4 protein-coding genes are annotated in these 2808 nt (G+C 72.5%); 1 reads left to right on the top strand and 3 read right to left on the bottom strand.

Going from position 1 to position 2808, the window contains the following annotated elements; translation table 11 throughout:
- On the bottom strand, positions 1 to 1088 hold a 1088-nt coding region (locus ACFE86_RS22290), incomplete at its 3' end, for an MFS transporter (protein WP_375457491.1).
- 115 nt (positions 1089 to 1203) lie between these two features.
- Between ACFE86_RS22290 and ACFE86_RS22285 the strand changes: the two genes are divergently transcribed.
- Positions 1204 to 1506 carry a hypothetical protein gene (locus ACFE86_RS22285; protein WP_375457490.1) on the top strand — a complete coding sequence of 101 codons (303 nt, stop codon included), beginning with the start codon at positions 1204 to 1206 and terminating at the stop codon, positions 1504 to 1506.
- A gap of 37 nt (positions 1507 to 1543) precedes the next feature.
- Here the strand turns inward: ACFE86_RS22285 and ACFE86_RS22280 are convergent, their stop codons facing one another.
- Positions 1544 to 2650: an ABC transporter permease gene (locus tag ACFE86_RS22280; protein ID WP_375457489.1), complete on the bottom strand. Its 1107-nt coding sequence runs from the start codon at positions 2648 to 2650 to the stop codon at positions 1544 to 1546.
- On the bottom strand, positions 2647 to 2808 hold a 162-nt coding region (locus ACFE86_RS22275), incomplete at its 5' end, for an ABC transporter permease subunit (RefSeq protein WP_375457492.1). The genes ACFE86_RS22275 and ACFE86_RS22280, both read right to left, overlap by 4 nt.

Below are 2808 nucleotides of genomic sequence, written 5' to 3'. Positions count from 1 at the left end.
CCGTAGGTGAAGGCGATCATCGGGCGCCGGCCCACCGTGTCGAACAGGCGTCCGAGCAGGACCGGACCGAGGAAGGAGCCGAGCGCGAACGGCAGCAGGTACCAGCCGACCTCGCCGCCGGGCACGCCGTAGAACCGCTCCAGCACGAGCGCGTAGGTGAAGAACAGCGCGTTGTAGAAGAACGCCTGCGCGATCATCAGCGCCAGGCCGACGAAGGTCTGTTTGCGGCTTGCCCCGAACATCGTCCCGAACACCTCGGAAAGCGGCGTGTGGTCGCGGGTGCGCAGCCTCATGCGCCTGCCCGCCTCGACGGGCGGCAGGGTGATCCCGTCGTCGGTGAACCGCTTCTCGATGCCGGCGACGACCCGGTCGGCCTCCGCCGTGTAGCCGTGGGTCGCGAGCCAGCGCGGGCTCTCGGGAATCCAGGCCCGCAGCAGCAGGATGACGAGGCCGATGCCGCCGCCGGTGAAGAACGCGACGCGCCAGCCCCAGGCGGGGTCGATCACCTCGGGCTTGAGCAGCACGATCGACAGGAACGAGCCGAGCGCCGCGCCGATCCAGAACGAACCGTTGATCACGAGGTCGGTCCAGCCGCGCACGCGCGCCGGCACGAGCTCCTGGATGGTCGAATTGATCGCGGTGTACTCGCCGCCGATCCCGGCTCCCGTGAGGAAGCGGAAGACGCAGAAGCTGTAGATGTCCCACGACAGGCCGGTGGCGGCGGTGGCCGCGAGGTAGAGCGCCAGCGTGATGAAGAACAGCTTCTTCCGGCCGATCCGGTCGGTGAGCCAGCCGAAGCCGAGCGCGCCGGTCACCGCGCCGACGAGGTAGGACGAGGCGGCAAGCCCGACGTCGAACTCGGAAAAGCTCATCGGCGCCTTGCGCAGCGCGCCGACCAGCGCGCCGGCGAGCGTCACCTCGAGCCCGTCGAGCACCCAGGTGATGCCCAGCGCGACGATGACCAGGACGTGGAACCGCCCCCAGGGCAGCCTGTCCAGCCGCGCCGAGATGTCGGTGTCGACCACCGTGCCCATCGGCGCGCGCTCGGGCGTCCTGCCCCCCGGGGCGGTCTCGACTTTGGTCGCCATGACTGTGTTTACCCTGACTCGAAACGGCTGTTCAGAACGGCTGAGAGCGCACGAAGGTTCGGCCGAGCTTTCACCCTTGCGGGCGTCAATGGCGGCATTAACGCGGATGCGCCCCATGAATCCTCGCCTCGACGCCCGCCTCAACGGCGGCCTCAACCCTTGCCTGCGTTTGGCCATCCTGGCCACCACGGCGCTGGCCGGCCTCGCCACGGTGCCGACCCACGGGGCCGACGCCACGCTCAGTCGCGACCGCCAGCCCGTGGCGATGACGGGCGCCGACCGCTGGCGCCTGCGCCCGACCCAGACCAGCGCCGTCCTGCCCGCCGCCTCCCACCCGCGGCTGCGCCCGGCGATGCCGATCCCGGAGGAGCGCCGCCAGGTGCGTCAGGTCTACCCGGCCTTCACCGAGGCGCGCTGAGGTCCCGGCATGTCCGGCCCGTGGCCGCGCGACCGCTTCAATCGGCGCGCGGATCGAGCGCGTCCGCCAAGCCGTCGCCGAGGACGTTGAGGGCGACGAGCGTCGCGACCAGGAAGGCCGCCGGGCCGGCGAGCATGTGGGGAGCGGATTCGAGGCTGCGGGCGCCCTCCGCGATCAGCACACCCCAGCTCGTCTCCGGCTCCTGCACCCCGAGCCCGAGGAACGAGAGGAAGCTCTCCAGCAGGATCACCCGCGGCACCAGCAGGGTGGCGGCGACCGTCACCGGTCCCAGCGTGTTGGGCACGACGTGGCGCGCCAGGATCGCGGCCGCGGACAGCCCGAGCGCCTCGGCCGCGCGGACGAAGTCGCGCCGGCGCAAGGAGAGCGTCTGGGCGCGCACGATCCGGGCCATGTCGAGCCACTCGACGGCGCCGATGGCGATCAGCACCAGCGCGAGGCCCGCGCGGAAGAACACCACCAGGACGATGACGAAGAACACGAAGGGCAGCGCGTAGAGGATGTCGACCACGCGCATCATCGCGGCGTCGACCCTCCCGCCCGCGAAGCCCGAGACCGCGCCGTAGGCGACGCCGACGAGAAGGGCCACCAGCGTCGCGGTGAGCCCGATCAGCAGCGAGACGCGCCCCGCGACCAAGCTGCGGCTGAGGAGGTCGCGCCCGTGCACGTCGGTGCCGAGGGGGAAGGACAGCCTCCGCACGGGCACCGCGAGCGTCAGGCGGCGTCCGTCCGGATCGCGCGCGACCACGCGGGCCTCGCCGAACAGGTCGGAGCGCGGCAGGTAGACGAGCCCGCGCTCCTCGATCGGCGTCCGCGCCGTGAGGACGAGATGCAGGGACCCGCCGGTCCGGCTAGCCTCGGCGACCTCCGCGCGGATGCGGAAGGCGAGGCGGTCGAGCGCCGGGCGCAGGTGCGCGGCGTCCGGCTGCGCGGCGAGGCCGGGGGGAAGCTGGCGCAGGTCCGGATAGGTCCGCTCCGGCGGGTGCCCGGTGAGCCACGGCCCGATCAGGCAGGCGAGCGCCAGGGCGGCGAGGACGGCGAGCGCGGCCATCGCGCCGCGGTCGCGCGACAGGCGTTCGAGGGCGAGGCGGCCCGGCGACCGGCGGCGTGGCGGAGCCGCCGTCACGGATGCAGCCGCAGGCGCGGATCGAGCCACGCGGAGACGAGGTCGGCCACGAGGTTGAGGGCGACGACGAGGACGGCCACGAGCACCACCGTGCCCATCACCAGGGTGTAGTCGCGGTTGAGCGCGCCCTCGACGAAGTAGCGCCCGATGCCCGGCAG

The organism is uncultured Methylobacterium sp. (genome assembly GCF_964244095.1).
Classification (GTDB): Bacteria; Pseudomonadota; Alphaproteobacteria; order Rhizobiales; family Beijerinckiaceae; genus Methylobacterium.
The sequence above is the reverse complement of the archived record's forward strand: the minus strand, read 5'-3'. Positions and strand labels throughout refer to the sequence as shown.